Below are 18,572 nucleotides of genomic sequence, written 5' to 3'. Positions count from 1 at the left end.
CATAAAATTTGTAAAGTTCGTTAAATAAAAATTTAACAAAGTTAACGGAGGTATTTTGAATGGGATATATAGAGCATTTATCTAGACGTCAATTTATAAATGGTGAGTGGGTAGAAGCTTCTAATAAAGCGACTCGCGACATTGTGAATCCATATAATCAAGAAGTTGTGATTTCAGTAGCAGAAGGTACAGAAGAAGATGCTGAAAAAGCAATTTTAGCAGCTAGACAGTCATTTGAAGCTGGTGAATGGTCAGGTGAGACGACTGAAAATAGAAGTCGTAAAGTTAGAGAAATTGCAGATTTAATTAAAGAACATAAAGAAGAACTAGCAGAACTTGAAACATTAGATACTGGTAAGACATTAGAAGAATCATATGCAGATATGGATGATATTCATAATGTATTTATGTATTTTGCAGGTTTAGCAGGACATGATGGTGGTGAAATTATTGATTCCCCAATACCTCATTCAGAAAGTAAATTAGTAAAAGAACCTGTAGGCGTTGTAACGCAAATTACGCCGTGGAATTATCCGTTACTTCAGGCTTCATGGAAAATAGCACCTGCTCTTGTAACAGGTTGTTCGTTAGTTATGAAACCAAGTGAAATTACGCCATTAACAACAATTCGTGTATTTGAATTAATGGAACAAGTTGGATTTCCTAACGGTGTCATCAATCTTGTACTAGGTAAAGGTTCTGAAGTTGGTGAAGTATTAGCATCTCATAAAGAAGTCGATCTCGTTTCATTTACAGGTGGTATTCAAACAGGTAAGCATATTATGAAACGTGCAGCAGACAATGTAACGAATATTGCATTAGAACTAGGTGGCAAGAATCCGAATATTATTTTCGATGATGCAGATTTTGATTTAGCGATTGATCAAGCATTAAATGGTGGCTATTTCCATGCTGGTCAAGTTTGTTCAGCTGGATCACGAATTATCGTCCATAACGATATTAAAGATAAATTTGAAAAAGCTTTAGTTGAACGTGTTAATAAAATTAAAATCGGTAATGGTTTTGATGAAAAAACTGAGATGGGACCGTTAATTTCAGGAGAACACCGCGATAAAGTTGAAAAATATATAGAAGTTGCGAAAGAAGAAGGTACGACAATTGCTGCTGGTGGTAAACGACCAGACAGAGCAGACTTACAAGATGGTTTCTTCTTTGAACCAACAGTCATTACAAACTGTGATACATCTATGAGAATTGTACAAGAAGAAGTATTTGGACCTGTCGTAACAATTGAAGGGTTCTCAAATGAACAAGAAGCGATTGAATTAGCGAATGATTCTATTTATGGACTCGCAGGCGGCGTATTTACACAAGATATCGCTAAAGCAAATCGTGTGGCTAATAAATTGAAAATGGGTACGGTTTGGATTAATGACTTCCATCCATATTTTGCACAAGCACCATGGGGTGGATATAAACAATCTGGTATTGGTAGAGAGTTAGGTAAAGAAGGTTTAGAAGAATATTTAATTTCTAAACATATTTATACAAATATTCAACCTGAGCCAGTGAATTGGTTTAGTAAATAAATACAACAAAGAAGAACGAGTATATAGGAGGATTTTGAGATGAAGCAATCTTATGATTATATAATTATTGGAGGCGGAAGTGCCGGATCTGTATTAGGTAATCGTTTAAGTGAAGATAAAGATAAGACCGTATTAGTATTAGAAGCGGGTAGAAGTGACTATCCATGGGATTTATTAATTCAAATGCCAGCAGCACTTATGTATCCATCGGGTAATCGTTTCTATGACTGGAAATATGAAACAGATGGCGAACCTCATATGGGCGGTAGAAAAGTAGCACATACAAGAGGTAAAGTACTTGGTGGTTCAAGTTCAATCAATGGTATGATTTATCAACGAGGAAACCCAATGGACTATGAAGGTTGGGGAGAACCTGAAGGCATGGAAACATGGAAGTTTGCGAATTGTTTACCATACTTTAAGCGATTAGAAAAAACTTTTGGAGCAGATAAATCAGATCAATATCGTGGTCACAATGGACCAATTAAATTGAGAAGAGGACCAGCAACAAACCCATTATTCCAAGCTTTCTTTGAAGCGGGCGTTCAAGCTGGATACAATAAGACACCTGATGTAAATGGTTTTAGACAAGAAGGATTTGGTCCATTTGATAGCCAAATTCATAATGGTCGACGTGTTTCAGCATCAATTGCTTATTTAAGACCAGCTATGAAACGTAAGAATTTAACTGTTCAAACAAGAGCTTTTGTTACAGAAATCAATTATGAAGGTAGACGAGCAACTGGTGTAACATTCAAGAAAAATGGTAAGACACATACAGTTGCTGCAGGAGAAGTTATTCTATCAGGTGGTGCGTTCAATACGCCACAATTACTTCAACTTTCTGGAATTGGTGACTCTGAACATTTAAATTCATTAGGTATAGAGACACGTGTACACTTGCCAGGTGTAGGTGAAAACTTCGAAGACTACTTAGAAGTATATGTACAACATGCATCTTCTAAACCAGTATCTGAGCAACCAAGTTTAAATAAATTTAGAATGCCTTTTATCGGATTACAATGGATCTTCGGTAGAAAAGGACCAGCAGCAAGTAACCACTTTGAAGGTGGCGGATTTGTAAGATCTAATGATAAAGTTGATTATCCAAACTTAATGTTCCACTTCTTACCATTAGCAGTACGTTATGATGGACAAAAAGCAGATACGAAACATGGTTTCCAAGTACATATCGGACCAATGTATTCTAACTCTAGAGGTAGCTTGAAGATTAAATCTAAAGATCCATTTGAAAAACCTAAATTTGTCTTTAATTATTTATCTACAAAAGAAGACGAACAAGAATGGGTAGAAGCAATTAGAGTTGCAAGAAATATCTTGAAACAACCAGCTCTAGCACCATACAATGATGGAGAAATATCTCCAGGACCTTCAGTACAAACAGATGAAGAAATTTTAGAGTGGGTTAAAAAAGATGCAGAAACAGCACTTCACCCATCATGTAGTGCAAAAATGGGACCAGCATCAGATCCAATGGCTGTAGTTGACCCATTAACAATGAAAGTTCACGGTATGGAGAACTTGAGAGTAGTCGATGCATCAGCAATGCCACGTACAACAAACGGTAATATCCACGCACCAGTATTGATGCTAGCAGAAAAAGCAGCAGACATCATTCGTGGTAAAAAACCATTAGAACCAGAAGAAATAGATTACTATAAACATGGCGTCCACCCTAAAGACGCAGGCGTTGTGAAATAATAGGAGAGTCTAGGACAGAAGCGTTTTATAAAATAAAAATACAGTAGAAATTCTATTTTAAATAAGAATTTCTACTGTATTTTTTTTGAGATTTATAAATATTTTTCCATATTAATAAAATTATAAATCCCCCCATTTGTAGGATTTTTACTTTCTCCAGTCACTACAAAACCACTTTTTCTATATACTTTAAAGGCTCTTTTATTAAAATCTACAACTGCCAATGTGATTTTATTAATATTATATTTACTTCTAATAAAGTTGATAATATATTCTAAAAACTCTTTTCCTTTTCCGTTACCTGTTAAATTTGGCTTCATTCCTAATCCTAAACTTACAGAGTTGTTAGTCAACTCAATACAAAAGTATCCTATTAGCGTGTTATCTTTTTGTACTGTAAAAAAATTATCTCCTCTTTTTGTAGGATCTAATATCTCATTGTAATCTTCTATATCCTCAGTTAAGTTATAGAAAGAATACGGCTCAGGATATTTCCATGAATTTGCTATTTCTTCTGCTTCATCTTGGTTCATTTTAGTAATAGTCCACATATAAAAACCCTCCTAAATATATGAAAATTACAGTATTCATATAATTTAAATTAATCGTGTTATGTTTCTCGTCTTTTAATTTAGTGTTACTTTAGAATATCTTAACTACTATAATTCCGAAAAGTGGTAATAAGAAAGCTGTAACTACCATAATTCCGAAAAGTGGTAATAAGAACGCGCTAAATACCACAATTCTGAATAATGGTAATAAGAAGTCGCTAACTACCATAATTCTGAATAATGGTAATAAGAAGTCGCTAACTACCATAATTCTGAAAAGTGGTAATAAGAAAGCTGTAACTACCATAATTTTGAATAATGGTAATAAAAGAGGGGTGTCTAAGGGACATTATTCCGAATTGTGTCTCTAACAGCATATCTAAGGGACATTATTCCGAATTGTGTCTCTAACAGCATGTCTAAGGGACATTTCCCAGAATTGTGTCCCTAACAGCATGTCTAAAGGACATTATTCCGAATTGTGTCTCTAACAGCATATCTAAGGGACATTATTCCAAATTGTGTCTCTAACAGCACCTCTTACGGACATTTCCCAGAATTATGTCCCTAATTATTATTTATTTAAGTGTCTATATAATGTTGCTCTGCTAATGTTGGTCGCTTCTTTAATTTCTTCTAAAGTATACTTCTTAGAATGGTACATCTCGATGGCATTTTTTAAATTAAGATCATTTCGCTTTGGTCTTCCGATAGTCTTACCTTCTGTTTTGGCTTTTGCGATACCTGACTTAGTTCTGAATTTAATCATATCGCTTTGAAACTGATTAAGTAGATTTAAAAATTTATTAAAATTCATTTGTTCATGCTGACTAATTGTTATTTGAGCATTAATAATATGAATGTCCACATTGATTTCCTGGGCAATTGTAATGAGTTCTTCTAATTGGTATGAGGTATCTGCAAGAATACATAAATCAGTTATGTATAATTTATCCCCACTTTGTAATTTACTATAAAATAATGTATTTAATTCTTTTCTGATTTCAGTTTGTGCATGAGATTCTTCAATAATTGTTAACGAAAATTTGCTTAACTTTGAATGTTGTTCAGCGATTGTATCATATAATTCGATTGGTCTAATATAACCATAATTCATAAATTTCACCTCAATAGTTTCATAAATGTATACATATGAAACTCTTTTGTTTATAATAGCACTATTGAAAATATATAAAATAGGAGTATGTATAATGTTTAAATCTTATATAGAAGAATGGCTTTCTAATCCAGGGAAAAATTTACTAGCTGGTATTGTTGTAGCGCTAGCACTTATACCTGAAGCCATTGCATTTTCTATAATTGCAGGAGTAGATCCAATGGTAGGATTGTACGCTGCTTTTATTATTGCTACGACAACTTCAATAGTAGGCGGTAGACCTGCTATGATATCTGGAGCTGCAGGAGCTGTTGCGCTTATTGTAACACCTTTAGTTAGAGAACACGGTGTCGATTATTTATTTGCAGCAACGATACTCATGGGTATTATACAGTTATTATTAGGAATTCTCAAAATTGGTAGACTCATGAAGTTTATACCAAGGTCAGTCATGATTGGATTTGTAAATGCCTTAGCGATTATGATTTTTATGTCTCAACTTGAGCATATATTTGGTATTTCAATAAGTACATATATTTATATAGCTATTACATTACTCATTGTTTATATTGTACCAAAATATTTCAAAGCAATTCCTGCACCGCTTATCGCAATTATTTTATTAACAACGCTATATATGGTAACAGGTTCTAATGTAAGAACAGTTGGCGATTTAGGTACGATAACGAGAGCATTTCCGAATTTCTTAATACCACAAGTTCCTTTTAACTTAGAGACATTAACTATCATTTTGCCGTATTCTTTATCAATGGCAATTGTAGGATTAGTAGAAAGTTTATTAACGGCTAAAATTGTCGATGAAGCAACAGATTCTCATAGTAATAAAAATAAAGAATCTAGAGGTCAAGGTATTGCCAATATCATCACAGGATTATTTGGAGGAATGGGTGGCTGTGCTATGATTGGTCAATCTGTCATCAATGTAAAATCAGGTGCAACGAGTAGATTATCAACATTTACAGCGGGTGTCTTCTTAATCATTCTCATCCTATTATTAGGAGATGTAGTTGTACAAATTCCTATGCCAATTTTAGCGGGTATTATGGTTATGGTATCTATTAGTACATTTGATTGGAAATCATTTAAGTACATTAAGCAAGCACCAAGAACAGATGCTGTCGTTATGATTTTGACAGTGATCATCGTGTTATTTACACATAACTTAGCTATAGGCGTTATTGTCGGTGTTATATTTAGTTCTTTATTCTTTGCTACTAAAATATCAAATGTTCATGTTCATCAAACAATAGAAAATCATTTTTATAAATATGCATTCACCGGACAAATATTCTTTGTTTCAATAGATTCAATGATGAATCAGCTAGACTTTTCTATTGAAAATAGTCAGATTGAATTAGACTTTACACACGCTCATTTATGGGATGACTCAGCAGTCAATGCAATCGATTCAATGGTAAAAAAATTCGAAGATAAAAACAATACAGTATTTGTTAAACAATTAAATACAGATAGTAGGAAAATTATTTCCGAACTAAGTCAGCTCAATGAATCACATTTAACATAAGATTGGATACTTTATTTAACCCTAATATAAAAGGCTCGGACACTAATAAATTGTCCAAGCCTTTTGTTATGTTATTAATTTTTATTGACTGATGCGTCATAGATTGAATCTACTGCGTCTTGTAGTCCGCTATTAAATTCTTCTGCTGATTGTCCAGCGAATAGGTCAGTTACTAATGCACGTGAGAAACTTGCGATAAGTCCGTCATTTTCTTTAAGTAATTCATTTGCTTTTTCTCTTGAGTAACCGCCTGATAATGCAACGACACGAACAACGTTAGGGTGTTCGATTAATGATTTATATTGGTTTGCTTTTGTTGGAATTGTTAATTTCAACATAACGTATTGATCGTCGTTTAATTTATCTAATTCTTTCGCGATTTCTTCTTTTAAGATATCTTCAATTTCTTCTTTATCTTTAGCATTAATGTTCACTTCTGGTTCGATAATTGGAACTAATCCTGCTTCGATAATTTGTTTACCAATTTCAAATTGTTGTTCTACAACTTTAGCAATAGCTTCTTGATTTGCTTCAAGAATATTTGAACGCATTTTTGTACCAAATACATTACGTTCTTTTGCACGTTGTAATAACTCATCTAAACCAGGAATGACTTTCATTAACTGAACGCCATTTTCTTCATCTGCTAAACCTTTGTCTACTTTTAAGAAAGGAACGATACCTTTTGAAGCTAAGTAGTCAGAAGTATATTGACCTTCAACTTCACGGTCCATTGTTTGTTCAAATAAAATTGCACCTAATATTTTTTCAGAAGTAAAGGCTGGAGATGTTACGATACGTGTTCTCATTTCATGAACAAGTGTAAACATTTCATCTTCATTGCTGTATTGATTTTCATCAATACCATAATCTTTAAGAGCTTTTGGAGTACTACCACCACTTTGATCTAGTGCAGCTATAAAACCTTTACCATTTTTTATTTTTTCAAATTGTTCTTGGTTCATTTTTTCCACTCCTTTAGATATTTTCACTTATAGTATGATGATTTTTACCATTTATCGCAAGTTATTCAACTTTTAATGAATTTTTAAGTGAGAAAATGCTCAATAAATATGTCGAATTTAAGAAGATTGACGCATGATTATTTCATAAAATGCTTATACGCATTATGATGTACATTAGGGAGGATTCTCAATGAATAAAAAATCAGCAATATTATTAATAGGTAGCTTAGCTATTGTAGCTTTAGCAGTCGCAGCTTTATTATTATTTTCAACTCAAAAAAGTACATACTACGGGTATATGGAGAATAGTACAACTGCAGAAAAAGTAGTCAGTGAGAAAAATAATGAAGTTACGGAAAATATCAAAATCGAATCAACAAGTGATTTCAAACCTAAAAAAGGTGATTTTGTAAAATTAATTTCAAACGATAACGGCAAAACATTTTATAAAAAAGAAGTCGTAAAACATGATGACATACCACATGGTTTAATGATGAAAATACATGATATGGAAATGTAAGAAATATAAAGTCTGAGACAAATGGTAATGTCTCGGACTTTTACTATTTTATTTAATAGTTACATATAGTAAAATTACATTTAACTTCTATAGAATGTGGGTGGTTAAAGTGATGTTAATCAGAAATAAACAAGAATCAGATGTTGAAGCGATTGCTAAGGTTCATTATGAGTCTTGGTTAACGACATATAGAGGAATTGTTCCAGATAGTTATTTGGATCAATTAACGTTAGCGTCATATATTGAAAGACACCATAAATTTAATGCGCCATGTATTGTTGCAGAGGTTGATGGAGAAGTGATTGGATTTCTAATGTATGGTAAAGACAAAGATGAAGATACAAGTGATACATGTGGTGAAATTATGGTCATTTACTTACTTGAAGCATATCAACACCAAGGAATAGGCACACGTTTGATGCAAGAAGCGGAAAAACAAATGAAGGATAAATATGATGAGTTAAGTCTTTGGGTTTTTGAAGATAATCATCCTACGATTAAATTTTATGAAAAACATGGCTTTAAAAAAGATGGTAAATCTGAAATAAGCGATGTTAGTAAAGAATTAAAAGAAGTAAGAATGATGAAAAGAATATGATACATATGGAATTGTGTTTTACGTGAAACGAGCAGATGTTAGATTATCGGCTCGTTTATTTTTTTAGAAATATTAATTGCTTATTCAATTTATTTAGGTTTTCAGAATAGATTTTTAAACAAATCAAAAATTATTCTAAAAAATATGATTAGTATTATTATACTAGGGTAACATATCAAGAAAGGAGGAATTAAATATGAGTAAAATAACAGATTCATTCTTAAATGCTTTAGATAGCATTATAGCATTCATACCAAACTTAATTAGTGCAATTATCTTATTAATTGTCGCTTGGTTAATTGCAGTAATTGTTAAAACAGTTATTGTGAAAGGTTTAAACGCAGTTGGTTTTGAAAAATGGCTAGAGAAAAAGGGGTTAACTGAATCAGGAAGTGGCAAATCAGGGTCTGAAGGCTTAATTCAGACATTTGGTAAATTAGCTTACTTCATTATATTCTTACTATTCTTACCATCAGTGTTTGATGCATTAAATATGACTTCTGTATCAACACCGATTAAGAATATGATGGGTAGTGTATTAGACTTCTTACCTAGAATTATTGTTGCGATTGTTATATTAGTTGTTGGTTTATTCATCGCAAAAGTATTAGGTACATTAGTTAAAAACTTATTAACAAATTTAAATGTTAGTAAATATAATCACTATGTAAACTTTGGTGAGAATAAAGAAAGTATTGATATTCCTTCAGCTGCAGGCTGGGTAATTTCAACAATCATTGGTTTATTCTTTGTTGTTGAATCATTAAATACAGTTAATTTAGAAGTGTTAAATACAATTGGTGAAGCAATTATTGGATACTTACCATTAGTAATTTCAGCAGCAATTATCTTATTAATTGGTTTCATTGGTGGTAACTTACTATCTAAATTAATTAAAAAATCTACAGGTAACGTATTCGTATCTGAAATCGTTAAATATTTAGTAATCATCGTTTCAGTATTTATGACATTAGATCAATTAAACTTTGCTCAAAGCATTGTTAATGTAGCATTCTTACTAATCTTAGGTGCTGTAGCAGTAGCATTTGCTATCTCATTCGGTATCGGTGGTAAGTCATTTGCAGAAAAAACATTATCAAAAATTGAACGTAAAGCTGAATCAAATGACAAATAAAAGATGATTAGAAAAAGCTGAGACATCCGTGTCTCAGCTTTTTTTGTGGATATATATAATGAGTGAGTGAAGGTAAGTGATGAGTCAAGTCATGGCTTAAGTAGTGAATAAAGCCAAGAGATCGCTGAAGTCATGGCTTAAGTCCTGAATAAAGCCAAGAGATCGTCAAAGTCATGGCTTAAGTACAGAATAAAGCCAAGAGATCGTTCAAGTCGTGGCTTAAGTCCTGAATAAAGCCAAGAGATCGTTCAAGTCGTGGCTTAACGCCTGAATAAAGCCAAGAGATGGTCCAAGTCATGGCTTAACGCCTGAATAAAGCCAAGAGATCGTCAAAGTCATGGATTAAGTAGTGAATAAAGCCAAGAGAAAGCTGAAGTCGTGGCTTAACGCCTGAATAAAGCCAAGAGATCGTTGAAGTCATGGCTTAATGCCTGAATAAAGCCAAGAGATCGTCAAAGTCATGGCTTAAGTCCTGAATAAAGCCAAGAGATGGCTCAAGTCATGGCTTAATGCCTGAATAAAGCCAAGAGATCGTCAAAGTCATGGCTTAAGTAGTGAATAAAGCCAAGAGATAGTCCAAGTCTTGGCTTAAGTCCTGAATAAAGCCAAGAGATAGTCCAAGTCTTGGCTTAAGTCCTGAATAAAGCCAAGAGATCGTTGAAGTCATAGCTTAAGTCCTGAATAAAGCCAAGAGATCGTCAAAGTCTTGGCTTAAGTGTTGAGTAAAGCCAAGAGATAGTCCAAGTCGTGGCTTAAGTGCTGAATAAAGCCAAGAGAAAGCCAAAGTCATGGCTTAAGTACTGAATAAAGCCAAGAGATAGCCGAAGTCGTGGCTTAACGCCTGAATAAAGCCAAGAGATAGCGAAAGTCATGGCTTAAGTACTGAATAAAGCCAAGAAACGGTGAAAGTCATGGCTTAATGTCTGAGTAAAGCCAAGAGAAAGTCCAAGTCATAGCATAACCCTAAACAACCTCACTTTTTTCAAAAATCACTTTCTATATCGTCACAATGCCCATCAAGATAGCGATAAATAGCATTAGGATGGAGAAGCCCCAAACCCAGAAGAATGCGTATTTGATATATCTACCCATATTGATTTCTGCAAGTCCAACGGCTAACCATACTGCTGGTGCGAATGGACTGACGAATGTTCCAATTACGTTACCTATCATAAGTGAAAAGGCTGTTGATTGTGATGGAACGCCAAATTGACTTGCTGTTGATTCTACTATAGGTAAGATAGCGAAATAATAAGCATCTGTACTTGTTAATAAATCTAAAGGAACACCTAATACACCGATTATAATGTGTAAATATGGTCCTACAACTGTTGGTAATACAGCAATTAACGATAATGCAATCGATTCTAACATGCCTGTTTCATTAAGTATTCCTAGGAAGACGCCGGCTGCTAATATAACAGCTGCCATCATTAAGGCATTTGGTGCATGTGCCCGAATACGCTCCATTTGTTCGTCGACATCTCTAAAGTTTAATGGTAACGCAATTGCGACACCGAGCATAAATGCAAATTCAGGCGGTACAATATCTAATAACATCATAGCTACGACGATGACTGTAAGTATTAAATTGAGCAAAAGTATGTAAGTATGCTTAGTAGCTTCACCTTTAATAGTAGCATTCTCTTCTTGGTCTTTTTCATAGTTTGCAATAATTTCATCCATATTGATTTTCACAACATCTTCATTAGGAAAAGCTTTAGCGATACGTCTTTTTTCGCGGATTCCTAAATAGATAGAGAATAGAATTGCGAGTACGATTCCGACTAGTTGAATAGGTATAACTTGATACCATAAGTCGTTGATATTATCGACTTTAAGAACTGAAGCGGTTCTTGCCATTGGTCCTCCCCAAGGTACCATGTTGATAATTGCTGCACTTAATGCAAGAAGTAGTACTAATAAGTATGGGCTCATTTTTAGTGCCCTGTATAATGGTAATAAAGCAGGAATTGCTAGTAAGAAAGTAGTGGCACCAGCACCGTCTAATTGTGCAAAAGTACCGATAATCGTTGTAACAATTGCTACGATAATAATATTACCTCGTGTTAATTTAATCATTCCTCTAACAAAAGGTCTGAATAAACCACTATCTGAGATAATACCGAAATAGATAATTGCAAAAATAAACATGATTGCGACATTAAATACTTGATCAATACCGGATTCGACATATTTTCGAATATCTCCAAATCCATGACCAATGACTAATGCGCCAATTACAGGTATTAAAATCATTCCTACAACTGGACTAATTTTTTTCATAATTAACATTGCGACAATTGAAATAATAATAACGAGTCCAACTATTGTCAGCAGCGTATTTGGTTCTTCCATTTTTATCCCCCTCAGTTTAATATAGCGCTTACATTATTAAAAATTAAAAAGCTTTCTACAACACATTAAAGTGTAATAGAAAGCATATGTTTATTATATCATTTTACATTAAAAATTAATATAATAATTTGAAAATTCTAATAATACTTTAATAATCAATTTCAAATCCTAAATCTTGAATCATGTCATAATCCATTTGATTTGGTTGACCACCAGTAATTAAATAGTCTCCAACAAAAATAGAATTCGCAACCATGAGTGATAATGATTGAAGCGATCTTAAATTTACTTCACGTCCACCAGCAATACGTATTTCTTTTGTAGGATTAATGAGCCTAAACATACATAGAATTCTAATACATTTCATAGGTGTTAAGTCATCCATACTACCAAACTTCGTACCTTTTATAGGATGTAAGAAATTGACTGGAATACTATCAGCATCTAATTGATTCAATGTAAAAGCCATATCGATAATATCTTCGTCAGATTCACCCATACCACAAATCACACCAGAACATGGTGAAATATTCTTTTCCTTCATTATATTAATTGTATTTACACGATCATCAAAACTATGTGTTGTCACAACTTCATCATGATAGTTAGCACTAGTATTTATATTATGATTATATCGGTCAACACCACTGTTTTTAAGAGACTCAGCTTGTTGTTCATTCGTTAATCCGAGACATGCACAAATTTTAAGTTGAGGATGATTTCTTTTAATTTGTTCAACAGAATCAGTAATATGAGAAATCTCTTTATCACTAGGACCACGACCACTCATAACAATACAGTAAGTTCCAATTTTATTTTCAGATGCCACTTTAGCACCTTCAACAATTTGATTCTCCGGAATCAGTGCATATCTTTGAGATTTTTGTTTAACATCTCTTGATTGTCCGCAATAACCACAGTCTTCGGGGCAAATACCACTTTTGGCATTTAAAATCATATTCAGTTTTACTTTCTTACCATAATAATGATGTCGAACTTTATAAGCTTCTTGAACAAGTGTTAATGTATCAATCGATTCATCTTGATAAATTTTTAAAGCTTCATCAAATGTTAAGTGATGACCATTGATTACGTTATTTCCTAAAGTCATTAAAATTCCCCCTCTATAATTATTAATAGAATACTAATAATATTCTTAATTGTAAACCTTAATATTTTTGAGGTTAACAATTAAGTGATATTTACTAAAATATGGTAGAAATTACAATGAACTAGTGATAGCATATATATTGAAAGGTTTAAATTATACATAGGGGAGATAAAATGAAGGGGTTTAAATCAGTCATTATATATAGTAGTTTAGCTTTATTACTTGTAGGGTGTGGAAACGAAGAAAGTTCAGCAAGTAAAGATAATGAGCACAATAATTCAGAACAGCAGTCAAATAAACATGAAAATGCTAAGTTGCCTACTGTTGTATTTGAATCTGATTTAACAAATGAAAAATTATCAAAGTCAGAAATACATAAAAGTATTCAACGTTATTTAGATACAAGTGAAAGTATTTATAAAGTGACAACAAAGATTGAAGAAAAAGTATGGGACGAACAACCTTTAACGAAGAGAGAAGCAGATCAATTAGAAGAAGGTAGAAAACTTTTAGAAAAGAATGACCAGAACTTCTCAAATTATATAGAAAATAATACACTCCCAAAAGGCTATCAAAAAGAAACAAATAGAATCAGTCAGTACTTTACAAGTTACAATCAAACAGTTAAAAATTTAGATCAACAAGTGCAAAAAATAGAAGATAAAGCAGAAAAAGGTACCATCTCAACAAAAGATATAAAAGATATCGTACCAGATAGTCAAAATGTAAATGGTAGACAACAAGCAAAAATAGAAAAATTCCTTAAACAAATCAATGTGACGACAAATGCGTTTAAAAGGTAGCAGGTTATTTTGAAAGATGGTGGTTGTATGCAGAAGCGACTATTAGAGAATCAAACACTAATAAGAGGAGCAAGCTTGTTTTTAATCTTTGTAATTGGAGCGCTTCTATATTCATTTATGTCAGTTCCGAAAATGCTCGTTTTCATGGTTCCATTGTGTATATTATTGGTGATATTTTGTGATTGGTTAAGAGGTGTAGAAAAAGCCAAGAATATACAACATTTTATGACCTATAGGCTAATTGTACTCTTAATAGGTGTTGTACTAATGGTTCTATATTTTTTAAGTATTTATCGAGAAGACGTAAAGTATTTATATTTGTTTGCATGGCTTATAATATCATTTATCGCTGACATTATTGAAAATAAATATTTCCTTAAACAAAATAATATGAACACGAATTTGGATAAAAGCTAAAAGGTTATTTTGAAAGATGGTGGTCGTATGATGAAACAATTAATTAAAAATAGAGAGTTATTAACGGTGGTAGTTGTATCTATCATGATAGGAATATGTTTGTTGCTGGGTTTATTCCTAAATCTTGAACAAATTTTGATATGTATATCTCCTGTATTAATCATTTTCATGATGTTTAGAGATTGGCTAAAGGGACAAGAGGAAGCAAAAAATTTGAAGCATTTTATGGTATTTAGGCTCATCATTAACATAATAATCTTTGTATTAATGATTCTATATATTTTCAGTTCATACCAAAGTGATAGTGGCCCAAATATTTTGTATATGCTTGGCTGGTGTATTGTTATCTTTATCGGCTACATTATTGAAAATAAATATTTCATAAAAAAAGAATCAGGTAAATAATAATCAAGAAACTCAAAAGGCTGGGACAGTATGATCTGTCTCAGCCTTTTGGTATTTTAATATTTCGTCTTTAATTGTTCTTTTTCAATATCAGATATAAATGCATGGTCTATTGCTTTAATATTAATGTCTTTCATTTCTGCTATTGATAATAATTGATGGTTGTATAAGAGTTGGTATTCTTGGTTTAAGTTTGTATTCGAAACTGTTCTATTATCTGTATTAATATTAAATGGAATGCCTTGTTCTATAAGCTTTCTAATATTAAGTTCTTCTACTGATTGAATTGCTTTTGTTTGTAAGTTGCTCGTTGGACAAATTTCTAATAATGCGTTGTTTTGTTTAATGTATGATAATGCTTGATTGTCTTGAATTGCTGCAACGCCATGTCCTATTCTTCGTGCACCGAGTTCGATTCCTTCTATTATATTATGTATACATCCGCATTCACCGGCATGCAATGTTAAGTAGTGCCCAGAATCTGTAGAATGTTGAATGGCTTCTTGTATGACTTTTGTAGGAAATGCTTCTTCAGGACCTGCAAAATCAAAACCTACAATGTGACGATTGGTTGTATTTAACTGATCTACTGATTTAAATAGTTCAATGTTTGTTTGGTTGTCGTGATGTCGCATGCCACAAATTAGCAAATTGACTTTAATATCATATGTATGTTCAGCTTCGATTGCTCCGTTGTTAACAGCTTCTAAAATTTTTTCAATATTTAATCCTTTATCTGTATGGAAAAGTGGCGCAAATCGTATTTCTATATATTTAATGTTGTCATGATGTGCTTGTTGCGCGACATCGACAACTGCCTTCTCTAAACTATCTTTTGTTTGTAAAACTTTTAAAATGGTGTCGAAAGATTTTAAGTAGTCATCTAAGCTTTCGCAATTTTGGTCTACTTGAATATCTTCTAAATTAATAGATACATGTTGTTCTCGTGCGAGTTGCTGGATTAATTCGATACTAACAGAACCGTCTAGGTGACAGTGTAACTCTGTTTTTGCTACTTCATTTATTGTAGACATTGGGAATATCCTTTCTTTATCTATTGGTATGATTTTTAAATATAGTTATATATTATAAACAAATTCAGAAATATCTGGTAGTATTTAGCACAAATGTGTAGATTTTGTGAGAAAGTTTATAAAAATATTATTTTTTTATCTGAAAATTCTTGGTTTCGAATTATTAAAAATGCTATATTTATAGAATATTTTTAAAATTACAGTTTCAAAATTTAGTACATACATATTAAGAAGGGTCAGACATGAATAATAATTTGAAAAGAGCGTTAACGTCAAGACAAATGCAAATGATTGCGATTGGTGGCACAATTGGTGTTGGTTTATTTATGGGGGCATCAAGTACGATTAAGTGGACAGGACCATCCGTGTTATTAGCATATGCGATTGCAGGTGTATTTGTATTTTTAATTATGAGAGCGTTAGGTGAAATGGTTTACGTTTATCCAGACACGGGTTCATTTGCTAAGTTCGCAAATGATTATATTCACCCGTCATTTTCATTCGTAACCGCTGGAAGTAGTACATTTAACTGGATTATTGTCGGTATGAGTGAAGTTATAGCAGTAGGTTCGTATTTTAAATTTTGGTGGCCAGATTTACCTTCATGGATACCAGGTTTAGCAGTCGTTCTTATATTGCTTTCTGCAAACTTAGTTTCTGTTAAGTGGTTTGGTGAATTTGAATTTTGGTTTGCCGCTGTAAAAGTCGTAACGATTATATTAATGATTATTGCAGGGTTAGGGTTAATAATTTTTGGAATAGGTAATGACTTTAATCCGATTGGAATCAGTCATTTATGGGATCATGGTGGTTTCTTCACAGGTGGTCTAAGTGGTTTCTTCTTTGCATTATCGATTGTATTTGGTTCTTATATTGGTATTGAATTAATTGGTATTACTGCAGGTGAAACGAAAGATCCACAGAAAAATATTGTAAAAGCTATTAACGGTGTTGTATGGAGAATATTAATTTTCTATATCGGTTCGATTTTCGTTATTGTAACGGTTTATCCATGGGATGAAGTGAATCAAATTGGTTCACCGTTTGTTGCGACATTTGCAAAAGTGGGTATCACTGCAGCTGCAACTATTATTAACTTTGTTGTAATTACAGCAGCAATGTCAGGATGTAACTCTGGTATTTTTAGTACGAGTCGTATGCTTTATACGTTATCTAAACAAAAGCAAATTTCTCAAATATTCTATAGAACGAATAAAAATGGTGTCCCACATATCGCTGTTATCGCAGTATCAATTGGTATCTTCTTCGGTATCGTCTTAGATATTGTATTACCTCTGATATTAGGTAAAGATACGAATATATTTGTATATGTGTTCAGCGCAGGTGTGCTTCCAGGTATGGTACCTTGGTTTGCTATTTTAATTAGTCATATGAATTTTAGAAAGAGAGAACAAATTAAAGATCATCCATTTAAGATGCCATTCGCACCGGTTAGTAATATAATCACAATTATTATGCTTGTATTAGTTGTCATTGGCATGTTGTTCAACGCTGAAACAAGAATCTCAGTCATTATTGGGATTGTATTTATTGCGATCATTAGTTTGTACGCATTTATTAAAAAGCCATAATATATGAATAAAAATACATGTACATTTCAGGATGTATATGTATTTTTTTATAGTCAAAATTAATTAGAGTAAAGATATAGGTAAATTAATAGTTGTTATATAACAGTTAAATAAAGGGGTTTATAAATTTAATATTCAAAAATGACTATAGACATTATTTAATGAATATAATACAATTGATAACAGTTATCAATTAATAGGAGGACATCATGAATAAATATTCAAGAATTTTTATGGCGGTATTAGTTGTTTCAGCAATGTTTTTAGCAGCATGTGGCAATAATAAAGGTAGCGAAGCAGGTGCTAAGAAATCTGAAACAATAGAAATAAAAGACGAATTAGGTACTCAAAAAGTTAAAAAGAATCCTAAAAACATTGTCGTGTTAGAGTATTCTTTTGCAGATGCAGTTAAAAATCTTGGCAATACTCCAGTTGGTATTGCGGATGATAATAAGAAAGAAATTATTAAAAAGTTATATGGTGAAGATGTGAAATATACATCAGTTGGTACGCGTAAACAACCAAACTTAGAATCTATCAGTTCACTTAAACCAGATTTGATTATCGCGGATGTTCAACGTCATAAAGGAATAAGTGAAGACTTGAAGAAAATTGCACCAACACTTGTATTGAAAAGTAGAGAAGCAAGCTACGATGATGTGAACGGCTCATTTAAAACAATTGGTAAAGCTTTAGGTAAAGAAGATAAAGCGAATCAATTACTTGAAGAGCAAGATGCAAAAATTAAAAAAGCTAAAGATAAAATAGATACAAAAGAAAACGAAGGTCAAAAAGTGATGATAGCTGTTGCGAGGGAAGATGCATTCCAAGCTCATACTTCTACTTCTTATGCTGGTCAACTATTAACGAAATTGGGATTAGACAACGCTGTAGAATCTAAAAATGCATATGAAGATATTAATCTAGAAAATTTATCTAAAATTAATCCAGATAAAATCATTTTTACAACTGACAAAAAGCATCCAATAACAGATGATTGGAAAGAAAAAGCAATTTGGAAAGATCTTAAAGCATATAAAAAAGGTCAAATATACCAAGTAGATAGAGACTTCTGGACAAGATTCAGAGGTATTAATGCAAATGACTATATCATAAAAGATTTACAAAAATATAACGAAGAGAAATAA

Annotated in this window: 17 protein-coding genes; 10 read left to right on the top strand and 7 right to left on the bottom strand. The window is 32.5% G+C overall.

The features are described 5' to 3' along the window. Positions 1–59: 59 nt before the first annotated feature. Positions 60–1,550: a betaine-aldehyde dehydrogenase gene (gene betB, locus LQ679_RS06030; RefSeq protein ID WP_239740576.1), complete on the top strand. Its 1,491-nt coding sequence runs from the start codon at positions 60–62 to the stop codon at positions 1,548–1,550. 39 nt (positions 1,551–1,589) lie between these two features. After that, entirely contained in the window at positions 1,590–3,272 is a 1,683-nt protein-coding gene (gene betA, locus LQ679_RS06025) for a choline dehydrogenase (protein WP_239762266.1), read from the top strand. A 92-nt stretch (positions 3,273–3,364) separates the two neighbouring features. Here betA and LQ679_RS06020 read toward each other — a convergent pair whose 3' ends face one another. From LQ679_RS06020 to LQ679_RS06010, 3 genes are all read right to left on the bottom strand, one after another. After that, positions 3,365–3,823, bottom strand: coding sequence for a GNAT family N-acetyltransferase (locus tag LQ679_RS06020; protein WP_159315995.1), 459 nt, complete (start codon positions 3,821–3,823; stop codon positions 3,365–3,367). Positions 3,824–3,914: 91 nt separating this feature from the next. Beyond that, positions 3,915–4,130 carry a hypothetical protein gene (locus tag LQ679_RS06015; protein WP_239762265.1) on the bottom strand — a complete coding sequence of 72 codons (216 nt, stop codon included), beginning with the start codon at positions 4,128–4,130 and terminating at the stop codon, positions 3,915–3,917. Between the two features lie 267 nt (positions 4,131–4,397). Beyond that, a complete protein-coding gene (locus tag LQ679_RS06010; RefSeq protein ID WP_239762264.1) occupies positions 4,398–4,940 on the bottom strand; it encodes a recombinase family protein in 543 nt (180 codons plus the stop codon). A 94-nt stretch (positions 4,941–5,034) separates the two neighbouring features. Between LQ679_RS06010 and LQ679_RS06005 the strand changes: the two genes are divergently transcribed. Then, positions 5,035–6,486 (top strand): SulP family inorganic anion transporter, encoded by a 1,452-nt coding sequence (locus tag LQ679_RS06005; protein ID WP_239762263.1) that lies wholly within the window; start codon positions 5,035–5,037, stop codon positions 6,484–6,486. Positions 6,487–6,560: 74 nt separating this feature from the next. Here the strand turns inward: LQ679_RS06005 and LQ679_RS06000 are convergent, their stop codons facing one another. Further along, positions 6,561–7,451, bottom strand: coding sequence for a fructose bisphosphate aldolase (locus LQ679_RS06000; RefSeq protein WP_159315980.1), 891 nt, complete (start codon positions 7,449–7,451; stop codon positions 6,561–6,563). Positions 7,452–7,641: 190 nt separating this feature from the next. Between LQ679_RS06000 and LQ679_RS05995 the strand changes: the two genes are divergently transcribed. The 3 genes from LQ679_RS05995 (at position 7,642) to LQ679_RS05985 (ending at position 9,704) form a co-directional block, all read left to right on the top strand. Continuing rightward, the gene (locus LQ679_RS05995) at positions 7,642–7,971 is read left to right on the top strand and encodes a DUF4889 domain-containing protein (RefSeq protein ID WP_037590177.1); all 330 of its coding nucleotides are present in this window, start codon (positions 7,642–7,644) and stop codon (positions 7,969–7,971) included. 112 nt (positions 7,972–8,083) lie between these two features. Next, positions 8,084–8,569 (top strand): GNAT family N-acetyltransferase, encoded by a 486-nt coding sequence (locus tag LQ679_RS05990; protein ID WP_126477983.1) that lies wholly within the window; start codon positions 8,084–8,086, stop codon positions 8,567–8,569. Between the two features lie 196 nt (positions 8,570–8,765). Beyond that, entirely contained in the window at positions 8,766–9,704 is a 939-nt protein-coding gene (locus tag LQ679_RS05985) for a mechanosensitive ion channel (RefSeq protein WP_025907316.1), read from the top strand. Positions 9,705–10,700: 996 nt separating this feature from the next. On the opposite strand, the gene LQ679_RS05980 is transcribed toward LQ679_RS05985, so the two are convergent. Next, complete coding sequence (locus LQ679_RS05980) at positions 10,701–12,062, bottom strand: CitMHS family transporter (protein WP_239762262.1); 1,362 nt, start codon at positions 12,060–12,062, stop codon at positions 10,701–10,703. A 148-nt stretch (positions 12,063–12,210) separates the two neighbouring features. After that, entirely contained in the window at positions 12,211–13,173 is a 963-nt protein-coding gene (gene bioB, locus LQ679_RS05975) for a biotin synthase BioB (protein ID WP_126477985.1), read from the bottom strand. Positions 13,174–13,346: 173 nt separating this feature from the next. On the opposite strand from bioB, the gene LQ679_RS05970 reads away from it, so the two are divergent. Both LQ679_RS05970 and LQ679_RS05965 read left to right on the top strand, forming a co-directional pair. Next, complete coding sequence (locus LQ679_RS05970; protein ID WP_037590173.1) at positions 13,347–13,976, top strand: NDxxF motif lipoprotein; 630 nt, start codon at positions 13,347–13,349, stop codon at positions 13,974–13,976. 447 nt (positions 13,977–14,423) lie between these two features. Continuing rightward, positions 14,424–14,798: a hypothetical protein gene (locus LQ679_RS05965; protein WP_239762261.1), complete on the top strand. Its 375-nt coding sequence runs from the start codon at positions 14,424–14,426 to the stop codon at positions 14,796–14,798. 56 nt (positions 14,799–14,854) lie between these two features. Here LQ679_RS05965 and add read toward each other — a convergent pair whose 3' ends face one another. Further along, positions 14,855–15,832 (bottom strand): adenosine deaminase, encoded by a 978-nt coding sequence (add, locus tag LQ679_RS05960; RefSeq protein WP_239762260.1) that lies wholly within the window; start codon positions 15,830–15,832, stop codon positions 14,855–14,857. Between the two features lie 242 nt (positions 15,833–16,074). Between add and LQ679_RS05955 the strand changes: the two genes are divergently transcribed. Together LQ679_RS05955 and LQ679_RS05950 are read left to right on the top strand one after the other, a co-directional pair. Continuing rightward, entirely contained in the window at positions 16,075–17,424 is a 1,350-nt protein-coding gene (locus tag LQ679_RS05955) for an amino acid permease (protein ID WP_239762259.1), read from the top strand. Positions 17,425–17,633: 209 nt separating this feature from the next. Further along, a complete protein-coding gene (locus LQ679_RS05950; RefSeq protein WP_239762258.1) occupies positions 17,634–18,572 on the top strand; it encodes an ABC transporter substrate-binding protein in 939 nt (312 codons plus the stop codon).

Origin of the sequence: Mammaliicoccus sp. I-M35, from assembly GCF_022386455.1 — a bacterium.
Taxonomy (GTDB): Bacteria; Bacillota; Bacilli; order Staphylococcales; family Staphylococcaceae; genus Mammaliicoccus; species Mammaliicoccus sciuri_A.
The sequence above is the reverse complement of the archived record's forward strand: the minus strand, read 5'-3'. Positions and strand labels throughout refer to the sequence as shown.